Origin of the sequence: Acidovorax sp. Root217 (assembly GCF_001428645.1) — a bacterium.
GTDB lineage: Bacteria > Pseudomonadota > Gammaproteobacteria > Burkholderiales > Burkholderiaceae_C > Acidovorax.
The window spans coordinates 386,974-402,527 of record NZ_LMIH01000012.1; the positions used below are offsets into that span (position 1 = coordinate 386,974).

12 protein-coding genes are annotated in these 15,554 nt (G+C 70.7%); 7 read left to right on the forward strand and 5 right to left on the reverse strand.

The features are described 5' to 3' along the window. Positions 1-69: 69 nt before the first annotated feature. Both ASE31_RS11920 and ASE31_RS11925 read right to left on the reverse strand, forming a co-directional pair. Complete coding sequence (locus ASE31_RS11920; protein ID WP_057201849.1) at positions 70-1,527, reverse strand: TIGR01777 family oxidoreductase; 1,458 nt, start codon at positions 1,525-1,527, stop codon at positions 70-72. A 5-nt stretch (positions 1,528-1,532) separates the two neighbouring features. Continuing rightward, the gene (locus tag ASE31_RS11925) at positions 1,533-2,186 is read right to left on the reverse strand and encodes a DUF4166 domain-containing protein (protein WP_057201850.1); all 654 of its coding nucleotides are present in this window, start codon (positions 2,184-2,186) and stop codon (positions 1,533-1,535) included. Positions 2,187-2,376: 190 nt separating this feature from the next. On the opposite strand from ASE31_RS11925, the gene ASE31_RS11930 reads away from it, so the two are divergent. Both ASE31_RS11930 and ASE31_RS11935 read left to right on the forward strand, forming a co-directional pair. Then, positions 2,377-4,185 carry a HAMP domain-containing sensor histidine kinase gene (locus ASE31_RS11930; RefSeq protein WP_057201851.1) on the forward strand — a complete coding sequence of 603 codons (1,809 nt, stop codon included), beginning with the start codon at positions 2,377-2,379 and terminating at the stop codon, positions 4,183-4,185. After that, positions 4,169-5,554, forward strand: a complete 1,386-nt coding sequence (locus tag ASE31_RS11935) for a sigma-54 dependent transcriptional regulator (protein ID WP_057201852.1) — start codon at positions 4,169-4,171, stop codon at positions 5,552-5,554. The genes ASE31_RS11930 and ASE31_RS11935 overlap by 17 nt, the downstream gene beginning before the upstream one ends. Here the strand turns inward: ASE31_RS11935 and ASE31_RS11940 are convergent. Next, complete coding sequence (locus ASE31_RS11940) at positions 5,551-6,456, reverse strand: LysR family transcriptional regulator (RefSeq protein WP_057201853.1); 906 nt, start codon at positions 6,454-6,456, stop codon at positions 5,551-5,553. The two genes, ASE31_RS11935 and ASE31_RS11940, sit on opposite strands and share 4 nt — an antisense overlap. 105 nt (positions 6,457-6,561) lie before the next feature. Here ASE31_RS11940 and ASE31_RS11945 point away from each other — a divergent pair, with 105 nt between their 5' ends. Continuing rightward, complete coding sequence (locus ASE31_RS11945) at positions 6,562-7,824, forward strand: SGNH/GDSL hydrolase family protein (protein WP_057202494.1); 1,263 nt, start codon at positions 6,562-6,564, stop codon at positions 7,822-7,824. A gap of 88 nt (positions 7,825-7,912) precedes the next feature. Continuing rightward, positions 7,913-8,134, forward strand: coding sequence for a hypothetical protein (locus tag ASE31_RS11950; RefSeq protein WP_057202496.1), 222 nt, complete (start codon positions 7,913-7,915; stop codon positions 8,132-8,134). 32 nt (positions 8,135-8,166) lie between these two features. Here the strand turns inward: ASE31_RS11950 and ASE31_RS11955 are convergent, their stop codons facing one another. Together ASE31_RS11955 and ftsY are read right to left on the reverse strand one after the other, a co-directional pair. Further along, positions 8,167-10,038: a diguanylate cyclase domain-containing protein gene (locus tag ASE31_RS11955; RefSeq protein ID WP_057201854.1), complete on the reverse strand. Its 1,872-nt coding sequence runs from the start codon at positions 10,036-10,038 to the stop codon at positions 8,167-8,169. A 273-nt stretch (positions 10,039-10,311) separates the two neighbouring features. Next, on the reverse strand, positions 10,312-11,727 hold the full coding sequence (ftsY, locus tag ASE31_RS11960) for a signal recognition particle-docking protein FtsY (RefSeq protein WP_157412454.1): 1,416 nt from the start codon (positions 11,725-11,727) through the stop codon (positions 10,312-10,314). A gap of 27 nt (positions 11,728-11,754) precedes the next feature. Between ftsY and ASE31_RS11965 the strand changes: the two genes are divergently transcribed. The 3 genes from ASE31_RS11965 to rsmD are packed head-to-tail and all read left to right on the forward strand — an operon-like array spanning position 11,755 to position 15,321. After that, positions 11,755-13,236: a pitrilysin family protein gene (locus ASE31_RS11965; protein WP_057201855.1), complete on the forward strand. Its 1,482-nt coding sequence runs from the start codon at positions 11,755-11,757 to the stop codon at positions 13,234-13,236. A 19-nt stretch (positions 13,237-13,255) separates the two neighbouring features. Continuing rightward, positions 13,256-14,599 (forward strand): pitrilysin family protein, encoded by a 1,344-nt coding sequence (locus tag ASE31_RS11970; protein ID WP_057201856.1) that lies wholly within the window; start codon positions 13,256-13,258, stop codon positions 14,597-14,599. After that, on the forward strand, positions 14,596-15,321 hold the full coding sequence (gene rsmD, locus ASE31_RS11975) for a 16S rRNA (guanine(966)-N(2))-methyltransferase RsmD (protein WP_057201857.1): 726 nt from the start codon (positions 14,596-14,598) through the stop codon (positions 15,319-15,321). Before ASE31_RS11970 ends, rsmD begins: the two co-directional genes overlap by 4 nt. Positions 15,322-15,554 lie beyond the last annotated feature (233 nt).

Consider the following 15,554-nt stretch of genomic DNA (forward strand, 5'->3'; position numbering starts at 1 on the left):
CGCGCCTAGATCCGGGGCGTTGTGACGCGCCTTCCGGGCACGGTCAAAACATTCCCAGCCTCTGTGCCCTCACCCGGCCAGGTTGCGCAGCGCCCCGGCCAGGGTCGGGTGCTGGAACCGGTAGCCGGCGTCCAGCGCAGCTCTGGGCACCAGGTTCTGCCCGTCCAGCAGCAGCGTGGCCATTTCGCCCATGAGCCAGCGCAGTGGCGCCCCGGGCATGCGCAGGAAAACCCTGCGGCCGAAGGACTGCGCGAGGGCGCGGCTGAAGCCCTCTTGCGATGGGGTGTCCGGCGCCACGGCGTTGACCGCACCCGCCAGCGCCTGGTGTTCCAAACCGAAGCGGATCAGCCCCAGTGCATCGTCGAGGTGGATCCACGGGGCCGGTTGCCGGCCGGAGCCGAGCACGGAGCCCATGCCCAACCGGGCCGCCAGGGCCAGCATGGGGTAGGCCCCATCGCCCCGGCCGAGCACCACGCCCAGGCGCAGCCGGACCACGCGCACGCCCAACGCCTCCGCGCGCCGGGCCTCGTGCTCGATGGCCACGCACAGGTCGGACTGGAACTGGCCAGGCTGGGGCGGGCCATCCTCGGCGAGTGCCTCGCCAGACACAAGGTTGGCCGCACCGTAGTAACCCACCGCCGATGCGCTGACCAGCACCTCGGGCACCTGCTGCAGCCGCCGCATCAGCTGCACCAGGGCCTGCGCCACCTTCACCCGGCTGTCCAGCAACTCACGCCGCCGTGCCGCCGTCCAGGGCCGGCCTACCACCCGCGCCCCGGCCAGGTGAACCACGGCGTCGATGCGCGTCTCGGACGGAATCTGGTCCAGGCTCTCCACCACCCACACGCCCTTGCCGAACAGGGCCTGCGCCTGCCGTGCGTCGCGCGACAGGGCGATGACGCGCCGGCCATCGGCCTGCAACTGCCGCACCAGGGCACTGCCCACAAAGCCGGTGGCGCCGGTGACCAGCACCGTCGGCCCCCGGGGCGATGTGTCCGCCATGGGGGCGGGCGACGGCTCCTGCCGCGCGGCTGACTGCCCCAGCCGACGCACGGCGCGCACATTGCGCACGCTCCAGGCAAGCACGCCCAGGCCATACAGCGTGAAAAGCCAGGAGATCCAGCCATGCGGGCGAAAGTGCAATGCGGTGTTCATGGAGGCCCAATCATGCAGCACCGGCACCATCAGCGCCACGAAGCCCCCGTAGCTGATGGTCAGCACCGTGTGCAGCAGGCGTTCGAACGGCGGCAGCCGGCGCGTGCGGTCTTCTTCCAGAAAGTCGGCCAGCGTGACCCCTATTTCCGCCGCCAGGACCAGCGCCAGCACGCCGGCCATGGCGCCGCGCCATTCGAACCAGGCCAGGCCCAGGAAAACCAGGCCGTACAGCGCCTCGCGCGCCGCATGCAGCGCCAGCTCGTGGCGCGCCGACACGCGCTGCGGCAGGCGGGCCTGCCATTCGTGGTGCCAGAGGTTGTCGAAGGCGCCCAGCACCGACTGCAGGGACAGGAGGATGAAAACGGTTTGCATGGTGGTCATTCGACTTGGAGGGGATCGGAAAAGACTCCCGACTGGTGGAAGGTCTCACCCCACAGCGGGTGCCGCATCGACAGCGTGAAGCGGAAGTCGCCACCGCCCAGGTCGGTGTGGGTCACGCGGCACTGGCCGGGCGACAGCCATTGCGGGACGGGGATGCGCAGCGGGCCCAGCGCCAGGAAGAAGCGGCGGCTCTGGAAGACCAGTGTGCCGTCCTCCTCGAAGACATCGAGCGCCATGGCCAGGCCGCCGTCCGTGCGCTCGGTCAATTGACCTTCTGCTCCGGGCTCCTTGGTCGAGCGCACGATGGCCGCCCCGGTGGCGCCATTGGCGGCCTCGCCGAACACCCGCTCCCACACCACGCCGCCCTGGTCGTTGCCGCGCACCCTCACGGTGGCCGCCAGGCCCCGGGCCTGCAGGCTGGTAAGCGGGCTGCCGAAGGCGTGCGACAGGCCGGCGTAGATGCGGCCGGTGGCGGAGCAGCGCAGGTCCATGCGGCCGGCGTAGTCCACGTCCGGGTGGCCTGCACCGAAGCGTCGGCGCACGGCGGCCGGCAGGCGGGCCCAGCCCGCGGCGCCCACGTAGTCGGCCAGGTCGAGGTGGCGGGCGGCGTCGGCTGCGGGGGCGAAGGAGGTCAGGGCGGTGGAGGGCATGGCGGGTTTCCTGTAGGGGGCTGCTTGATCCCTCTTCTGCGAAAACCGGGCCAACCCTCCACACCACTGCAAGTCGTTGATTCATTGGACTTTTCACCAATGGCCTGCATACTTCGTTTACAGTGCGCGCAGGCTGTGTTGTCAACGCTGGCAACAGGTCACCACCCACGCCAGCTTCGCTTTTCGTCCCATGCTTATCCGCGCCGTCCTCGGCTTCTCCATCGTCGAAACCCTGGCTCTGGCCGGCATGCTGCTGTGGTGGGCCGACCGGGTGGCCGGTGCCCGGCTGCTGGCGGCCTTCCTGAGCGGCATTGCCCTGTGGATGGCGGGCAACGAGCTGCCCAACTGGCTGGGCTCGGGCAGCGCGGATGTCGCCATGGCGATGATCGGCTTCTCGCCGCTGACGTCGGCGTTCTTCTTTCACTTCTGCGTGGTGTTCTGCGGTGTGCGGCTGCCGCGCTGGGGCGTGGTGGCGGCGTACCTGCTGGGGGGCTCGGCCACCCTGGCCGTGCAGCTGCTGACACCGGGCGCCCTGGTCTGGCGCGAGCACGTGGGCCTCATCGCCATCGCCAACACCGTGGGCATGGTCGCCAGCATGGCCTGGGTGCTGCTGGGCCTGGGCGGCATCGCGGTGCTGCTCACGGCGCTGGCGCGCGCCCGGCGGCCGGCCTTCAACCAGATCGCGGCGGTCACCGCGTCCTGCCTGTGGGGCGTGGTCTGCCTGTCGGGCTACGGCATCGTGGTGCTGGACCTGCCGCTCTACCCCTTCCCGCTGCTGGGCCTGCCGCTGTACCCGGTGATCCTGGTCTACGGCATCCTGCGCTACGGCGTGTTTGTGTCCAACGCCTGGGCGCGCCGCGCGCTGGCCTGGGCCCTGCTGCTGGCGCTGGGGGCCGTGGTGGTAGCACTGACGCCGCTGCTGCCCATCGAATCGCGCTGGATCGGCGGCTTCGTGGTGGCCATCAGCTGCATCGCGCTCAACGGGCCCGTGCGCCAGTTCGCCGAGCGCTTGGTGTACCCGGGCGGTGCGGTCTCGGCGGCCGACCTGCAGTCCTGGCGCGAGGCGCTGCAATCGGCCGACAGCATGCAGGCGCTGGAGAATGAGGCCAGCACATTGCTCAGCCGCCGCACGGGCACCCAGGTGCGGGTGCTGCTGGGCGATGGCAGTGCCCAGGCCCCTGGCGACATGCCCTGCCTGCTGGGCGCGCCGTCCAGCCACGGTTGGACCATCACGCTGCACGGCTGGGAGGCCGCGCCCCCCGGGCCGCGGCGCGTGGCCGAGCTCTTCGGCACCGTGGTGGCCGACGCCGCCGAGCGTGTGGCCCAGGGCGAGCAGATCGCCGCGCGCGAGCGCGAGCGCCAGCTGCAGGCGCGCCTGGCCGAGTTGGGCTCCCTGGCCGCCACGGTGGCGCACGACATCCGCAACCCGCTGAACATCATCGCCATGGCGGTGGCCACGGCCTCGCCCGAGGTGCGCCGCGAGGTGGCGGGCCAGGTGGGTCGCATCGCCCACCTGAGCAGCGACCTGCTGGACTACGCCAAGCCCTGGAAGCTGGTGCCCCAGCGCTACGACCTGGCCGCCCAGGTGCGCGCCGCCGCCAGCAAATTGCCGCACTGCACGCTGGGCGCTGCGCTGCAGGCGCCCCTCATGATCGACGGCGACCCGCGGCGCGTGGAGCAGGCGCTGACCAACCTGCTGGAGAACGCGCGCGCCGCATCCGGTGCCGACACCCCGGTCGCCGTGCACATCGACGCCGAGCAGCGCGCCGATGCCGTGCTGCTGCACGTCTGCGACGACGGCCAGGGCGTGCCCGAGGAAATCCGCCATCGGCTGTTCGAGCCCTTCGCCTCGCGCAGCCCTGGCGGCACGGGCCTGGGCCTGGCCATCGTGGCGCGCACCCTGGCCGCTCACGGGGGCTCGGTGGCGCTCACGCAGCGCCCGCCGTGGACCACCTGCTTCACCCTGACCTTCCCCCTCAAAGATGCAAACCCCTCCTGACGCTGCGGACCGTGGCCGCATCCTGCTGGTCGACGACGAGCCGGCCTTCCAGCGCCTGGGCGCCCACTTTTTGCGCGAGCTGGGCCACGAGGTGGTGGTCGCGGGTGATGCCGAGCAGGCGCTGGCCACCTTCGCGGTGCAGCCGGCACCCGACCTGGTGCTGCTGGACCTGGCCATGCCGCCGTCGATGGACCCCGAGGCCGGGCTGGCGCTGGTGCCGCGCTTCGCGCGGGTGCCGGTGATCGTCTGGTCCGGCCATGGCGACCACGAGCTGGCCCTGCGCGCCGCCGAGCTCGGGGCCTGGGACTTCCTCACCAAGCCCATCGACCCGGACATGCTGCGCTTCGTCGTCGGGCGGGCGCTGCGCAAGGCCAGGCTCGATGCCGAGCTGCGCGCCCTGCGCGCGGTGCAGGCCGGCGACGACATGGGCCTGGCCGGCCAGGCCCATGCCACGGTGCAGCTGCGCGCCATGGTGCGGCGCGTGGGGCCCACGCGGGTCAGCGTGCTGGTGCTGGGCCCCACCGGCAGCGGCAAGGAGCTGGTGGCGCGCGCCCTGCACGCCTGCAGCCCGCAGTCGGCCAGCGCCTTCGTCGCCATCCACTGCGGCGCGCTGTCGGCCGAGCTGCTGGAGAGCGAGCTCTTCGGCCACCTCAAGGGCAGCTTCACCGGGGCCTACCGCGACCAGCCGGGCCTGGTCGAGTTGGCCCATGGCGGCACCCTGTTTCTCGACGAGGTGGGCGAAATGCCGCCGCCCATGCAGGTCAAGCTGCTGCGCTTTCTGCAGGAGGGCACCTTCGTGCCCGTGGGCGGGCGCAGCCAGAAGAAGGCCGAGGTGCGCGTGGTGGCCGCCACCCACCGCGACCTGGAGGCCATGGTGCGCGACGGCAGCTTTCGCGAGGATCTGTACTACCGCCTCAAGGGCGTGGTGCTGCGCACGCCCGCGCTCAGCGAGCGGCCGGCCGATGTGCCGCTGCTGGCTACGCGCTTCCTGCACCGCGTGGCGCCGCGTGCCGGCCTGTCGGGCAATGCCCTGGCCTGGCTGGCCGCGCGCGATTGGCCGGGCAATGTGCGCGAGCTCAAGGCCCTGGTCGAGGCCGCGGGTGCCCTGTTGCTCAAGGACCAGAGCGAGGTCGACGCGCCGCTGCTGCGGCTGGCCGCAGGCGAGGCGGATGAGGAGCATGGCGCCACCGAATCCACAGCCCCGCTGGAAGGGCTGGGCCCGCTCGACGCAGCACTGGCCGAGTTGGAGCGGCGGCTGGTGCGCGATGCCATGCAGTCGGCCGGCGGCAACCAGTCCGAAGCCGCGCGGCGCCTGGGCATCTCGCGCGTCGGCCTGATCAAGAAGCTGGCCCGGTTGGGACTTCGCTAGGGCGCTGCCTTGGCCTTGCCCGGCAACCGGCCCACGCGCTCGCTCAAGAAGTCCACAAGCACGCGCACACGCTGGGGCTGGTAAGGGCGCGCGGCGTAGAGCAGGTGCGCCTGCTGCGCCGGGCCCGTGTACTTGGGCAGCACACGCACCAGTCGGCCTTCGGCCAGCAACTCGGCCACCATCCAGGTGGGCTGCAGCGAGATGCCGGCACCGGCCAGCACGCTATCGAGCAGGGCCACGGCGTTGTTCACGCGGTAGCGGCTGTGCACCGGCACGTTCACGGGGCCGTCAGGGCCTTGCAGCACCACTCCATCATCACCCGCCGCATAGCGCAGGTAGTCGTGCGCCAGCAGGTCCTGCGGCTGGCGCAGCCTGCCGCGTGCGGCCAGGTAGGCGGGCGAGGCCACCAGCACGCGCGGCCAAGTGCCCAGGTGGCGGGCGGTCAGGTCCGGCGGCAGGGGGCCGCCCAGGCGCAGCGAGACGTCGATGCGCTCCTCCAGCGGGTGGATGAAGCGGTCGTCCAGCACCAGCTCCAGCGCGATGTCGGGGTAGGTGGCCAGGAACTCGCCGGCCATGGCGTTGAGCCGGCACTGGCCCAGTGCCACCGGCGCGCTCACGCGCAGCAAGCCGCGGGGGTGCGTGGTGCGCTGGCGCACATCGGCCACCGCCTCGTCATAACCTTCGAGCATGCGCCGCGCGTGCTCGTGAAAACGCTGGCCTTCTTCCGTGAGGCTGAGCCCCGCCGGGGCCCGGCGCAGCAGGCGCACGCCCAGCGACTGTTCCAGCCCCGCCACCAGCTTGCTCACGGTGGGCTGGGTGGTGTCCATGGCCCGTGCCGCGCCCGACAGGCTGCCCAGCTCCACGCTGTGAACGAAGGCCGCCAGGGCGCGCAAGGTGTCCATGGGTATTCCGAAATTGAATGGAGAAAATGCCATTTTGCCGTCTGTTCATTTTTTGTGGAATGCAAGAAAGTGAACCCTTCTTTCAGCCCCACGAAGATTTACGACATGAACAAGCCCTGCAATCTCACTGCGCGCATGCGCCGCACCGCCCTGGCCCTGGCCATGGCTACGACAACCGCACTGCCCGCAGCTGCTGCCGAGCACTGGAGCCTGAGCTGGATGGCCGCCACCCAGCCCCTGTGGGGCGGCGACTTCATCCTGCCGCTGGGCCTGCCCTGGCAGTACCAGCAGCAGACCATCCGCCAGGTGGCGCGCCTGAGCGTGGGCGGCACGCAGCTGCGCGTGGTGCTCAGCAACGAGGGCAGCGCCGTGCCGCTGTACATCGGCGCGGCACGCGTGGCGCGGCATGCACAGGGCTCGGCCACCGTGCCGGGCACGGACCGCCCGTTGCTCTTCGGCGGCCAGGCCGCCACCGTGGTGCCGCCCGGTGCGCGCTGGGTCAGCGACCCGGTGGACCTGCCCCTGCCGGCGCTGGCCGAGGTCGCCGTGTCCCTGTACCTGCCCCGGCCCAGCCAGCCTGCGGGCTTTCACTTCGATGCGCGGCAGACGGCCTATGTGGCCGATGGCGACCACACCGCCGCCCTGCAGTTGCCCGCATCGGTCACCGAATGGAGCACCCGCGCCTACGTGAGCGGCCTGCTGTTGCAGACCGCCGCGCCGCCGGCCGCCGTGGTCACACTGGGCGACTCCCTCACAGATGGCAACGGCGCCACGCCCGGCGCCCACGCGCGCTGGCCCGATGTGCTGGCCGAGCGCCTGGCGGGGCAGGGCGTGGCCGTGATCAACGCCGGCATCTCCGGTGGCCGGCTGCTGCGCGACGGCATGGGCCGCGCGGGCCTCACGCGGGCCGCGCAGGACGTGTTCGCCCAGCCTGGCGTGCGTGCCCTCATCGTGCTGCTGGGCACCAACGACATCGGCTGGCCCGGCGGCCCCTTCGCACCTGGGGAGCCTGCGCTGCGCGCCGAGGACCTGGTGCAGGGCTATCGCCAGCTCATCGCCATGGCCCGCGCACACAACGTGCGCGTCGTGGCCGGCACCATCCCGCCGTTTGGCGACGCGCTGGCCGGAACGCCGCTGGCGGGCCACTACTCGCCCGAAAAAGACGCCGTGCGCCAGGCTGTGAACCGCTGGATCCGCGAGGGCGGCGCCTTCGATGCGGTGGTCGACTTCGACGCGCTGCTGCGCGACCCGGCCCGCCCCACGCACCTGCGCGCGGCCATGGATTCCGGGGACCACCTGCACCCGGGCGATGCGGGCTACCGGGCCATGGCCCAGGCCATCGACCTGGAGGCGCTGCTGGGCAAGTAACGGCTGTCCGGTGCAGCAGGGCGTGCCAAAGACCTGCTACAACACGCATTGCAGCGCCCGCCTGGGCGATCATTTTCTGGAGGAGCCGATGTCCCACCACCCCCGCTTCAACGTCTTCGGCCGCATCGTCGAGGTGCAGCGCCACGGCGCGCAGTGGCAGTCGTTCCTGATCGGCATGGACGGCAAGCGCGCACCGGCGGGCTGGGTGGTGCCCGACTTCATCGAGGCGGATGAGCTGGCCCAGTACCTGGCCGACCTGTTCCATGAAAGCGCCATGCCGCACAACGGCGAGGTGCATCGGATCGGATAGTCCACTGAAACCGAGAAATCGGTTTCAGTGGACTAAGGCCCTGGCTCGGCGAGGTAGACGTAGAGCCGGTTGCGGCCCATGGTCTTGGCCTGGTACATCGCGTTGTCGGCCTGACGCAGCACCTCGTCCACCGTCTGGGTGTGGCCGGACACCAGGCTCACCCCGATGCTGGCTTCGCAGTGGTAGGGCTCGCCTGCAAGCGCGTACGGTTCGCGCAGCGCTGCCAGCATGTTTTCACCCACCGCCCGTGCCTTGGCCGTGGCCTCGGGTGCTTCCTTGCCCAGGCTTTGCAGCAGCACGACGAACTCGTCCCCGCCCAGGCGGGCCACGGTGTCCTGCTCGCGCACGCAGGTGCGCAGGCGGGTGGCCACCTCGCGCAGCAGCAGGTCGCCCATGGCGTGGCCCCGGCTGTCGTTCAGGGCCTTGAAGTGGTCCAGGTCCACGAACAGGGTGGCGGCGATCTGGCCGCTGCGGCTGCTGGCGGCCATCACCTGCTCCAGGCGGTCGGTCAGCAGGCGACGGTTGGGCAACTGGGTGAGGGTGTCGTACAGGGCCAGGTGGCGCGCCTCCTCCTCTGCGGCCTTGCGCCGGGAGATATCGATGTCGATGCAGAACATCTCTGGCTCCTGGCCTGGCACGTGCACATAGGCGTGGCTTGAAAAAACGTCCACCGGTGAGCCATCCTTGCGCTGCAGGCGCAGCTCGCCCGCGGGTATGGGCTCGCCCGAGCTGAACATGTGCGCGACGTGGGCCGTCACGGCATCGTGCATGGGCTCGGGGATGATCAGCTCCAGCAGGTTCCTGCCCAGGGCCTCCTGTTCGGTGTAGCCGTACAGTTCTTCCGACGCCTTGTTCCAGTAGGTGGTGGTGCCATCGGCCCGGTAGCCCTGCACCGACACGGAGGGGATGCCCAGCAGCAGCGAGCGAAAGCGCAGCTCCGATTCGTGCAGTGCCTGCTGCGCCTGCCAGCGCTCGGTGATGTCGCGCGCCAGAAAGAGGGCGGCTGCCTGCCCATCCACCTTGGTGCCCAGGGGCTGCGCCCGCCCTTCAAAGTATCGAATTCCCGATGCGGTGCACACCGTGTACTCGAGCTTGCGGGGCACGCCCGCAGCCAGCGTGTCCTGCAGCAGTTGCACCAGCCGCTGCGCCTCACTCGAGGGCAGTACATCGTGCATGCGCTGCCCGACACGCTGGGGGGCACCGGCGGCATGCACGCCGTCGTTGCGCGAGAACAGCTCCATGCAGCGGCCGTTGCTGTCGAGCACCACCAGTGCATCGGGAATCGCCAGCGTCATGGCCCGCAGGCGGGCAGCACTGCCGGCCAGCGCGAAGTCGGTGGCCTGGCGCTGCTCCACGTCGCGCAGCAGCAGGCCCAGGAGGGCGGTGGCCACCGGGAAGATCATCAGATAGGGAACGGCGACGGTGTCGTTGATGCGTGCTGCCACCTCGGCCGGCAGCCCCTGGAACAGCCCCACCACAGCCAGGTGCAGCAGCACGCCGAAGACCAGCAGAGGCCAGATGCCCACGCCCAGGTGCCAGCGCTGGCGCGCATACCGGTAGGCCAGGCCGGCGGCCACACAGGTGACGATGCTCAGCACCCCGATGAAGACCCCCGCACCACCGAGCCACAGCCGCCAGCCGGCCGCCATGGCCCCGGCCACCAGCGCCACCGTGGTGCCGCCGAACAGGCCCGCCATGCACAGCACCACCGAGCGCGCGTCGATGATGACGCCCGGGGCAATGGTCAGGGGCGAGAGCATGCCCACGATGCAGATGCCGCCGAATAGCAAGCCCGAGAAAGCCTTGCCCACCCGTGGCTGCCTGCGCCACAGCCGCAGGTTGGCCCCGTGCAGAAAGCACAGCGCCAGCAGCAGGGCTGCGCCTTTGACCAGTTCGACGAACAAGGAACCTCCCCGCAGCCTGTGGGCGACGTTCCATCATCTGGCAATTGCTGCCAGCGGTAAATGCAAATTTGGGCGGGGTTTTCCGCCATGCGGCCGCGAATGCCGCGGCGGTCAGAGGCTGAGAATTTTTTGACCGTGTCCGAAAGGCGCGTCACAACGCTCTGGATCTAGGCGCAAAGCACAGCCATAGCCCGGGCTATGGCGAGCATTTGCAACGACGAGCCGGGGCGTTTTGGCGTGCCAGGCGGGCATGGACGAAATATTCTCAGTCTCTCAGGTCAGCAGCGCCTGGGCGAACTCGCGCGCGTTGAAGGTTTCGAGGTCTTCGAGCTTCTCGCCGACGCCGATGAAGTACACCGGGATCGGGCGCTCCTGCGCGATGGCGGCCAGCACGCCGCCCTTGGCGGTGCCGTCGAGCTTGGTGACGATGAGGCCGGTGAGCTGCAGCGCATCGTCGAAGGCGCGCACCTGGGCCAGGGCGTTCTGGCCGGTGTTGCCGTCGATCACCAGCAGCACCTCGTGCGGTGCGGTTGCGTCGGCCTTGGTCACCACGCGGCGGATCTTCTTGAGCTCTTCCATCAGGTGCAGCTGCGTGGGCAGACGGCCGGCGGTATCGACCAGCACCACGTCCTTGCCGCGGGCCTTGCCCGCCGTGACGGCGTCAAAGCTCACGGCGGCGGGATCGCCCCCCTCCTGGCTGACGATCTCCACGGTGTTGCGGTCGGCCCAGACGCCGAGCTGCTCGCGCGCCGCTGCGCGGAAGGTGTCGGCCGCCGCCAGCAGCACCGCCGCGCCTTCGCCAGACAGGTGCCTGGTCAGTTTGCCGATGGACGTGGTCTTGCCCGCGCCATTGACTCCCGCCACCATGATCACGGTGGGTGTGTGCTGGCCAATGACCAGCGCTTTCTCCAGCGGGCGCAGCAGGTCGGCCAGGGCGTCGGCCAGCAGGCCCTTGACCTGGGCCGGGTCGGTGGTCTTGCTGTCCTTGACGCGGCGCTTGAGGTCGGCCAGCAGGTGCTCTGTGGCCTTGACGCCGGTGTCGGCCATGAGCAGGGCCTCCTCGAGCTCCTCGTAGAGCGCATCGTCGATCTGCGTGCCGGTGAACACCGTGGCGATGCTGCTGCCGGTCTTGCGCAGGCCGAGCTTGAGCCGGTCCAGCCAGCCCTTGCGCTCGGCCACCACGGGGGCCACAGGCACCGGGGCCACGACGGGCGGCAGTGCGGGAATCGGCACCGGGGGGGGCACTAACGGGGCAGGGGCCGCCACAGGTGCCGCAACCGGGGGCGGCGCGGGGGAGGGCCCCCAGGCGGCAGGTGCTGCCGGCGTGGGGGCTGGCGTGGACGGCGGCACGGCCGTGGCGGGTGCCGGTGCAATGGTGACAGGCGGTGCCCAGGGTGCGGGTGCCGCAGGCACTGGCGCTGCCAATGGGGCAGGGGCCGGGGCGGAGACGGGTACGGCAGGTGCCGGGGCGATCGGCTGCACTGGCGCGGGCTCCGCCTTCCCGCCAAAGGGATTGCGCAGCCAGCCCAGGCCGGGGATGGCCGGTGGGGGCGCTGGGGCCGAGGCCGGTTGCGGCGCAGGAGGCTCGGGCTGGGCCACGGGTGCAAAGACTCCGGGCGCGGCCGCAGATGAAGGCTCATCGGCAGGGGCGGGCGAGGTGGGGGGCTTTTTCTTGAAAAAACTGAACATTGGCGGGTTCTTAGAATCAGCCATTCTATGAAACGCGCTTTCACCCTACTGGGCCTGCTGGCCTGCCTCGGCGCCGGAGCCACCACCAACGTGGTTTCTCCGGGTTCCCATCCATCGTCTGCAGCGGGCGGGGCCGTTGTGGCGCCGCCGGGGCCGGGAGGTGCCGGGCCGCGCGCCACGGCCTCCGGCGCGCAGCAGTTCACGCTCGCCAACGGCATGCAACTCATCGTGCAGCCCGACCACCGCGCACCCACGGCGGTGCACATGGTCTGGGTGCGGGTGGGCTCCATCGACGAGGTCGACGGCACCTCGGGCGTGGCGCATGCCCTGGAGCACATGATGTTCAAGGGGTCGAAGAAGGTGCCGCCCGGTGACTTTTCGCGCCGCGTGGCAGCTCTGGGCGGGCGCGAGAACGCCTTTACCAGCCGCGACTACACGGGCTACTACCAGCAGATCCCGGCCAACCGGCTGGAGGATGTGATGCGCCTCGAATCCGACCGCTTTGCCAACAACCAGTGGCCCGATGCCGAGTTCAAGAAGGAAATCGAGGTCATCAAGGAGGAGCGCCGCATGCGCACCGAGGACCAGCCCCATGCCGTGCTGGCCGAGCAGCTGTTCGCCGCCACCTTCAACGCCTCGCCCTACCGCCGGCCCATCATCGGCTGGATGAGCGACCTTGACTCCATGACGCCCGGCGACGTGCGCGCCTTCCACCGCCAGTGGTACACGCCCACGAATGCGGTGGTGGTGGTCGCAGGCGATGTCGACCCTGCCAAGGTCCGCGCCCTGGCCGAAAAATACTACGGCAAGCTGCCCACGCACGCGCTGCCCGAGCGCAAGCCGCGCACCGAGCCCGAGCAAAAGGGCATGCGCCGGCTGGAGGTGAAGGCCCCCGCCGAGCAGGCCTACGTGGCCCTGGCGTTTCGCGTGCCGGGCCTCTCTCGGGTGGAGAACCTGCAGGAGTCCGACCGCGACGCACTGTCGCTGATGGTGCTGTCGGCCGTGCTCAGCGGTTACGACGGGGCGCGGCTCGAACGCGCTCTGAGCCAGGGCGACAAGCGCGTGGCGGACAGCGCCGACAGCTCTGCCATGCTCACCGGGCGCGGCCCCTCGCTGTTCATGCTGACCGGGGTACCGGCCGACGGCAAGACCGCGCGCCAAGTCGAGGACGGCCTGCGCGCCGAAGTGGCGCGCCTGGCCAGCGAAGGCGTGAGCGAGGCGGAACTGGCGCGCGTGAAGACGCAGTGGATCGCCTCCACCGTGTACGAGCGCGATTCGGTGCACAGCCAGGCCCAGGAGCTGGGCGGCAACTGGATACAGGGCTACCCGCTCGACGTGCAGGATCGCCTGCTCGAACTGCTGCGCACGGTGACGCCGGCCCAGGTGCAGGCCGTGGCCGCCAAGTACTTCGGCGACGACCAACTGACCGTGGCCACGCTGCTGCCCCAGCCGCTGGCCGCCGATGCCCGCCCCCGCCCGGCCATGGCCCCCGGCGCCGCCGTTCACTGAGAAAGCTGGGTCCCCCCTCATGATCAAGTTCAAGAAATTCACGGCCGGCGCCCTGCTGGCCGGCACCTGCGCACTGCTCGCCAGCCCGGCCTGGGCGCTGCTGCCCATCCAGCAATGGACCGAGCCCAATGGCGCCCGCGTGTGGCTGGTCGAAAGCCCGGTCATCCCCATGGTGGACGTGCAGATCGACTTCGACGCCGGCAGCCGCCGCGACCCGGCCGGCCAGTCCGGCCTGGCCAGCGCCACCGCGTCCATGGCCTCCAAGGGCGTGAAGGCGCAGGGCGCCGAGCCCGCCCTGGACGAGAACGCCCTGGGCGAGGCCTGGGCCGACCTGGGTGCCAGCTTCGGGGCCGGCGCCGACAACGACGCCATGCACTACTCGCTGCGCTCGCTGACCGACGCGCCGCTCCTGGACAAGGCCGCGCGCCTGGCCGCGCGCCAGATCGCCGAGCCCAGCTGGCCCGCCGACATCTGGGCGCGCGACCGCGCGCGCTGGAGCGCCAGCATCAAGGAGTCGAACACCCGCCCGGCCACCGTGGCCGAGAATGCCTTCGGCGCGGCGGTGTACGGCAGCCACCCGTATGGCGTGCGCACTACGGAAGAGACGCTGTCGCGCATCAACGTGCCCGACATGCAGGCCTTCCACGCCAGCTCCATTGCGGCCTGCCGTGCCAAGGTGAGCATCGTCGGCGCGGTGACGCGCGCCCAGGCGCAGACCCTGGTGGCCACGCTGCTGGCGCGCCTGCCCGCATCGGCGGCCTGTGCGCCCCTGCCTGCCGTGGGCGAGATTGCAGCGCTGACGGCACCCGAGGAAAAGAATATTTCCTTCGCTTCGGCGCAGGCGCACGTGCTCATCGGCCAGCCGGGTTTTCCGCGCCGCGACCCCGATTTCATCGCGCTGCTGGTGGGCAACCACATCCTGGGCGGTGGCGGCTTCGTCTCGCGCCTGACCAACGAGGTGCGTGAAAAGCGCGGCCTGAGCTACAGCGTCTACAGCTACTTCGCGGGCGGCCTGCACTCCGGGGCCTTCACCATCGGCCTGCAGACGCGGCCCGACCAGGCGGCGCAGGCCGTGAAGGTCTCGCGCGACGTGCTCGCCCGCTTCGTGGCCGAAGGCCCCACTGCAGCCGAGCTGCGCGCCGCCAAGGACAACCTGATCGGCGGCTTCGCGCTGCGCATCGACAGCAACAAGAAGCTGCTGGGCAACGTGGCCAACATTGCCTGGAACGACCTGCCGCTCGACTACCTGGACCGCTGGACCGAGCGCGTCGACGCCCTCACCGTGGCCGACATCCGCGCCGCCATGCAGCGCAAGCTGCAGCCCGAGCGCATGGTGACCGTGGTGGTCGGAGGCAAGCCATGAGCCGCTCCATACTGCGCACAGGCGCCATCACCGCAGAGATCCGCAAGGCCCAGGCCGCAGCCGCTGTCGCGCCCACGGCCAAGAACGCCAAGCAAGGCGCTGCCACCAAGGACAAGGCAGCCGCTGCGGCTGCGCCCAAGGGTGCGGGCGAAATCCGCATCATTGGCGGGCAATGGAAGCGCACCCGCCTGCCAGTGGCCCAGCGCCCGGGCCTGCGGCCCACGCCCGACCGGGTGCGCGAGACCCTGTTCAACTGGCTGGGCCAGGACCTGACGGGCTGGCGCTGCCTGGATGCCTTTGCCGGCACCGGCGCCCTGGGCCTGGAGGCCGCCTCGCGCGGCGCGGCGGCCGTGCAACTGGTGGAGAGCGATGCCGCGCTGGTGGCGCAACTGCACACCCTGCAGCAGCGCCTGGAGGCCAGGGCCGTGCGCGTGCAGCGCGGCGACGGCATTGCCGCGCTGCGCCAGGCCGCCCCCGGCAGCCTGGACTTGGTGCTGATCGACCCGCCTTTCGACAGCAAGCTGTTCGAATCGGCGCTGGAGGCGGCTGGCAAGGCCGTGGCCGCCAGCGGCTACGTGTACCTGGAGGCCCCGGTCGCCTGGACCGATGAAGGCCTGGCCGCCAGCGGCCTGGTGGTCTACCGCCACCTCAAGGCCGGTGCGGTGCACGCCCACCTGCTGCGGCCCGTGGGCGCCGCGGCTGTGCCTGGAGAGGCCGGCTGAGCTTCGTTCGCGCTGGCGCGCGCCTTGATGTGTCAACTGGTGGGGCGAGAGCCTGGCTACAGCCTTTTCGGCGCTGCGCATGTGCCTTGCCGGGATGGGATGCTAGGCGCGGTGCGCAGCCAATAGCGCGGCTATTGGCAAGCGCCGCAACGCCGCAGACCGCCCGGCAAGGCACTTGCCCGAAGGGTCGGGGCGAAATCGGCGATTGAACGCTCCGGCTGTTTGAACGAGCG